Origin of the sequence: Rhodococcus sp. G-MC3 (assembly GCF_030063335.1) — a bacterium.
Lineage (GTDB): Bacteria > Actinomycetota > Actinomycetes > Mycobacteriales > Mycobacteriaceae > Rhodococcoides.
Genome location: NZ_JASISW010000052.1, coordinates 1 through 5977, shown reverse-complemented (window position 1 = coordinate 5977; position 5977 = coordinate 1). Strand labels below are relative to the sequence as shown.

The window sequence follows — 5977 nt, the reverse complement described above, 5'->3', positions numbered from 1 at the left end:
CACGAGATGAAAAACCCAGTGGAACAACCCGACACCGAGGTCGGACGATCACCCACGCCCATACCCGCATCGCAGCGTCACAACGAAACTCGCAGCTGGCACATCAGCTCATCGGTGCATTCAGGCTAATGCCCTGCAGTGATTCGTCTGTCTGTCTACCACCATTCGATTTGAACACGCGTATGACAACCCTGTCGGTTTTATGTCGGTTGTTCATCTAGCAAGGTTTACGTCCAACCGTTGTCGAGTCATTCAAGTGAACGACAAGTTTCCGGTTCGAAGTGCGGCGTGAACGACAGTTACCGCACCGTCGGACTTCTGATGTACACCTCAGGTAACGCTCGCCGGAATAGACGTTGATTGATCTTTATCGCGCGCGGTCTTCGGACGATTCGGCGGCCGGAGTCCTTCGAGTCTTCGCCATATTGGGGGCTGACGATGGAGTAGACGCCACAACTGGACCGCGGACGAGCACGTACACGAACAATGCGGCCATGACCGCTGTACCAGCCCACATGGAGTGTTGCCAACCGTCGACGAAGGATTCTTCGGCCGCCCGCACCAGATCCTGGGCGAGCTCGCCCGCTCCGTCGGCGGCGACGACTGCGGTCGTGACGCCCTCGCGGGCGGTATCGGCAATGTCGGTCGGGATCCCGTCGAGCCGGGGATCGATCGAGTTTCGGTAACCCGCGGAGAGGACCGCGCCGAGTAGTGCCACCCCCAGGGCGGTGCCGAACTCACGAGTCACGTCGTTCATCGCCGAAGCGACCCCTTGCCGCTCGCGCGGCAAGGCACCGGTGATGGCCTCGGTCGACGGCGTCATAGCCAGGCCCATGCCCAGACCCATCGCGAGCATCCCTGGCAGCACCGCGAGGTAACCGCCGTCGACGGACACCAGGCTCGCCATGAGTACGAGACCGACGCCGGCAAAAAAGATGCCCGACACCATCGCCGAGCGGCTTCCGACGCGGGCAGCGAGGCGAGGGGCGAGAACGGAAGCGGCCATCATCATTAGTGCCATCGGCATGAGGGCCAGGGTGGCGCGCAGCGCCGACCAGCCGAGTACGACCTGTAGGAACGGGAAGAGGACGACGAAGATTCCGGCCTGAACTCCGAAAACCACCAGGAGCGTGAGCGAGCCGCTGGACAGATTGCGTCCGCCGAACAGGCGTACATCCAGGAGTGGCGCTTGCTGCCGCAGTTCCCACACTATAAATAAGATGACGGCAACGACTGCCGCAACGACAGCGATGAGAGTCAGCGGTTCGGTCCACCCGTACACGGGCCCTTCGTGGAGCACGAAGACAATAGCCAGGACCGCTATAGCTGACGTGACTGAGCCGACAGCATCGAACCGGTGCTCGGTGATCTCTTTCGAGTTGGGAACAGACCGAATGATCAACGCGGCCGAAATCAGCACGAGCGCAACGGGTAGCACGAACAGCCATCGCCACGAGGCGATATCGACGAGTAGCGCGGACAGGTACATACCGAGAATGCCGCCGCCGCCGGCGACCGCGGTCCAGACCCCGATGCCCTTGGCTCGCTCATCGTCCGGAAAGGTCGATGTGATGACAGCAAGGGTGACTGGCATGATCATTGCCGCACCGACGCCGGAGACGAAGCGGGAGGTCAGCATCATCTCCGACGAATTTGCCAGTCCGGCAGCAATATTCGAGATGCCGAAAGTGGCCAACCCGGCCAGTAACATCGGTTTGCGTCCAACCCGGTCTCCGAGTGCACCGAGAGGTAGGAGGAGTGCAGCCAAACTCATTGTGTAGAGGTTGATGAACCACAGCACTTCACTCTGTGGAGCATCGAACTCTACGGCGAGTTGAGGTTGGGCGACGTTGAGTCCGGTCACGGACGCGATGACGGCCATGAGCGCGATGCAGACCGCGATCAGTATCGCGCGGCGACGGGCATGATCGTCGATAGTCGAGTGGACGTCACCGGTTGTCGGTGTCGATGCATGTGTGCTCACAGTTTTCTTTCTGAATGAGGGCAGAAGAAATGGCGCGCCGGCACCATTTCGGGCGCCGGCGACGTCGTGATCGGGTTCAGGCCTGATGGCCCGGTTCAGTTGCGGCGCGTCGCTCTGACGACCACGTCGTGGATCGTCGTCTCTCGTCCGTCGGGACCGTTCACCGTGCGATGAGATTCGTTGGCAGTCCGTACGTCCCACAGTGATGGGTCGAGTCGCGCTGTAATCCCTGCTGCGGTTGCCGTCGCCTCGTCGGGCGGTTGCTCGCCGGTGCCCTGCCCGTGCCCATGTCCGTGGCCGTGGCCGTGGCCGTGATTATCGGCCGCGACGTGACTCGCCGCGAGATGGAGGTGACCGACGATGAACAAGGTTCCGCCCGGGGCTACCCACGTCGCCAGGCGGTCGTAGAACTCGAGTTGGGGCATTGCGGGATGCGAATAGTGGGTGGTGACCAGGTCGTACTGCTCGTGTGGTGTCCATGAGGACAAGTCCGCTTCGACGAACTGCACCTGTTCTTCGACGCCGCAGGCAGCGGCCTTGTCACGGGCGCGCGCGAGGGCGTCGGTGGCAATGTCAGCACCGGTGACCTGCCAACCGTGCGCCGCGAGCCAGATCGCTTCTGTTCCTGCGCCGCAACCCGCATCGATAGCTGTACCAGGAGTCAGGTCGTTGATCTCCTGCACCAGGTGCGGGTTGGGATCACCGGCAGCCATCGCGGTAGCGCGGTCGCCCTGCCAAATCTGGTCCCAGTAGTCCTTGTCGAATGAATGCGTCATCGGGAGAGTTCTCTTTCGGTGATGGCGGTGGTGTCGGCATTCGCGGCAACGGCCCGCGTCAGTTCGTCCATCACCAGGTTGGCGTTGATGTGTTGGGCCGCGCGGGCTCCTTCCGCAGCGGCGCCACTCACCTGCGCGGAAATGTCGGATGCGTTGCCGGCAGCCCACACCCCGGGCACCGCGGTCTGTCCGACCTCGTCGGTCTTGATGAACGCGCCCCCGGACGGATGGGGCGTCGACTCGATTCCGATTCCGGTGAAAAGATCGGTGCGGGCAACCATCTTCGTAGAAACGGCGACGGTGTCGACCTCGACAACACGACCGTCCCGGAGCCGTACACCCGTGAGTCGATCGCCGTCGATCTCGAGCCGATCGACTGCGCCGCCGACCACCGCGATATCGAATGCGTCGAGTTGTGCACGTTGTTCGGCGTCCAGCTCGATACCCCCGGCGAACAACACGATGTCCGAGCTCCACTGACGGAACAGAAACGCCTTGTGCAGTTCCATCGGCTCCATTGCCAGGACGCCGATCTTGTGGTCGCGAACCTCCCAGCCGTGGCAATACGGGCAATGTACGACGCCGCGGCCCCACTGCTCGCGTACTCCGGGCACATCGGGCAATACGTCGACCAGACCGGTTGCGATTAACAGACGCCGCGCATGCAGAAGTCGGTTGTCGCGCAGTGTGATTGCGAATACATCTTTCGTGCGAGAGATGTCGACGACTTCGCCATCGAGAATCTCCCCGCCGTATCCGAGCACTTCTTTCCGTCCTCGAGCTATCAATTCATCTGGTCCGACGCCATCGAGAGCCAACAAACCGTGCACGCCTCCGGCCGGAGCATTCCTCGGCTCGCCCGCGTCGATCACCGTGACCGACCGTCGAGCACGCGCCAAGGTCAACGCGGCGCTCAGGCCGGCAGCACCGCCGCCCACGATTACGACGTCACGCACCACACCCAAATTTTCTGCCATTTCGCTCCTCGAAAGGTGTTGCACGACAGCAATCGTCCGACTGCGTTCTTCGACCATGGCAAGAACGACTCTCCGGTGCAAACCTTGTTGCCGAATGGCAAAGTATTGGAATGGAGACCAACCGAACAAAGCAGGCAACCGATCGCACGCTCGACGCTGTAGGGAGTCGACTCAAACAACTTCGGCAGCGCCGTGACATCACGCTGATCAATCTGGCCGAGGAAACCGGTATCTCGACGAGCACGTTGTCTCGGCTCGAAGCTGGGCTTCGCCGACCTACCTTGGAACAACTGTTGCCGTTGGCTGAGGCATACGGAGTGACCCTCGACGAGCTCGTCGACGCGCCGCCGACCGGAGATCCGCGCATCAACATGCGCCCGCTGAACACCAAAGACGGCTCAACTGTCGTACCGCTGACCCGTCGGCCAGGCGGCATCCAGGCCTATAAGATCATTCTCCCCGCCGGACGCGACGACGCCCCGCCTATCCTCCGAACGCACGAAGGGTTCGACTGGGCGTTCGTCCTCAGCGGAAAGCTCCGGCTCGTACTCGGAGAACGGGACCTGATCCTCGAACCCGGGGAGGCCGCCGAGTTCGACACCCGTACCCCACACTGGTTCGGCGCGACGAGTTCAGGGCCCGTCGAATTCCTCAGCCTCATCGGGAAACAGGGCGAGCGCGCTCATATCCGCGCCGGAACACAAGAACCGGCAACCAACGACTGAGGCCGCGTCGAGTGTTCGGCGACCGGACACGCGCACAGCGTTTTCGACAAGCCGCGCGGCGCATGTCGGGTGAGAGCATCGCACGTGTCTTGCAACGGCACTATCGGCCCGGTTCGTGGCCGATGACCAAACGGAGGCAACCCAGGCGTCTGCTCACGAGTACGCATGAGCGATAACCGATCACGTCGAGCACCATACGGGACCATATTCGCTCGGCAAGCGTCCTCGCAGAGCGGAAGCTCGCGAAACAATCTGTCTAGTTTGTTCATAAACCAGCCGTGGCGAGTTGCGCCAATGCTGCCTGCCATTTTCGGCAGCCGCGGCATCGCTCTGCCGCGACCCCGTTTTCCGGACCCCTAGAGTCGTGATCAAGGTGGTCACGACGACGAGTCGCCCTAGCGGAACTCGGGTAGTCACAGAGCTGGGGACGCGGTGGGTGTTGATTGCCGCGACCCAGTTGCCGAAGGTGGTGACGGCGTATGCCCGCTCCCCCGTCTCGATGCGGGTGTCGGCAGCGCCGACGAGGTACGCGGCGACGGTGACTGGGTGCGTGTGCAACGGGAACGTGCCCCTTGCTCCTGCATCATCCAGCGAATCGTCGCCGCGCGGCGGCGTAGCCCCAGCGGGTGCCCTCGGACCGGGATGACTGCACGGGCCCGGCGATCCGCACTGCGACGGTCGGCGGTATGTCGGGGTCGACAGCTGCTGACGCCGGCCCTGGATTGCCCACCGCGGTTTACCGTCGACGAGCAGTACTTTATACCGAGGCGCATTGGTCAACTCAGCTGATCGTTCCGAGGTTGAAGTTCCGTCGAAACTCGGTCTTCAGAGCGGACTTCGGTGGACCCCGAAAACCAAGTAAGGATCGAGTAGTGACATCGGGCGGCACCGAGCCCCCGTTTTGGCACCGAAAAGGCGGCTCCCGATAAACCGGAAACCGCCTCTGGCCTGCGTAACTCTCTGTCGGGCTGACAGGAATTGAACCTGCGACCCCTTGACCCCCAGCTAGATGCGACGGCTTCCTATGGGTCCACCTGGACGCACCGCACAGCCTCTGAGCAGCACGTCCCATCCGACCAGGTTCACCCCGATCCACCACTGTGCGCGCCGAGTAGTGACATCCTCGCGGCACGCTCGAATTCCAGATACTCCACACGGAACCGCTGTGAGCCACCCGATGCCAAACGAATTCATCAACGCGAAAAGTCCTGCGCAACGGATACCTCGAACTGGAAAAGCCAAGCATTGCCACAAACGAACGCTTTACACCGATACAAGCCGTCACGGGTTCCGCAAAACCACCGCCGTGACAGGCTCGCGCGCACGAACCCACGCCGCCGAATCGGATGACACCAACCCTGCGACCTCACTTGCATCCGCGACATCGTGGGAGTGTCCGATTAACGGTTGATCCGACCTTGGCGTCGGTTAGTTACCGTTCGGGGTGATGCGTCCTTCGAAGGTGATCGCGAACGCGTTGAGCGCGGGCTTCCACCTCATTGCCCATCGTGCCTT

Annotated in this window: 4 protein-coding genes; 1 reads left to right on the top strand and 3 read right to left on the bottom strand. The window is 62.1% G+C overall.

All coding sequences use genetic code 11. From position 1 onward, the window contains the following. Positions 1 to 367 precede the first annotated feature (367 nt). The 3 genes from QMK17_RS25840 to QMK17_RS25830 all read right to left on the bottom strand — a co-directional run bounded on the left by QMK17_RS25840 (position 368) and on the right by QMK17_RS25830 (position 3737). Complete coding sequence (locus tag QMK17_RS25840; protein WP_283512145.1) at positions 368 to 1984, bottom strand: MFS transporter; 1617 nt, start codon at positions 1982 to 1984, stop codon at positions 368 to 370. A gap of 95 nt (positions 1985 to 2079) precedes the next feature. Continuing rightward, the gene (locus tag QMK17_RS25835) at positions 2080 to 2760 is read right to left on the bottom strand and encodes a class I SAM-dependent methyltransferase (protein WP_283512144.1); all 681 of its coding nucleotides are present in this window, start codon (positions 2758 to 2760) and stop codon (positions 2080 to 2082) included. Beyond that, a complete protein-coding gene (locus QMK17_RS25830; RefSeq protein ID WP_283512143.1) occupies positions 2757 to 3737 on the bottom strand; it encodes an NAD(P)/FAD-dependent oxidoreductase in 981 nt (326 codons plus the stop codon). Before QMK17_RS25830 ends, QMK17_RS25835 begins: the two co-directional genes overlap by 4 nt. A 110-nt stretch (positions 3738 to 3847) precedes the next feature. Here QMK17_RS25830 and QMK17_RS25825 point away from each other — a divergent pair, with 110 nt between their 5' ends. Next, entirely contained in the window at positions 3848 to 4462 is a 615-nt protein-coding gene (locus QMK17_RS25825; RefSeq protein WP_283512142.1) for a helix-turn-helix domain-containing protein, read from the top strand. Positions 4463 to 5977: the final 1515 nt, after the last annotated feature.

Coding starts and splice junctions, on each gene's coding strand:
- QMK17_RS25835 (WP_283512144.1), bottom strand. CDS start 2,760: ATGACGCATTCATTCGACAAGGACTACTGGGACCAGATTTGGCAGGGC.
- QMK17_RS25830 (WP_283512143.1), bottom strand. CDS start 3,737: ATGGCAGAAAATTTGGGTGTGGTGCGTGACGTCGTAATCGTGGGCGGC.
- QMK17_RS25825 (WP_283512142.1), top strand. CDS start 3,848: ATGGAGACCAACCGAACAAAGCAGGCAACCGATCGCACGCTCGACGCT.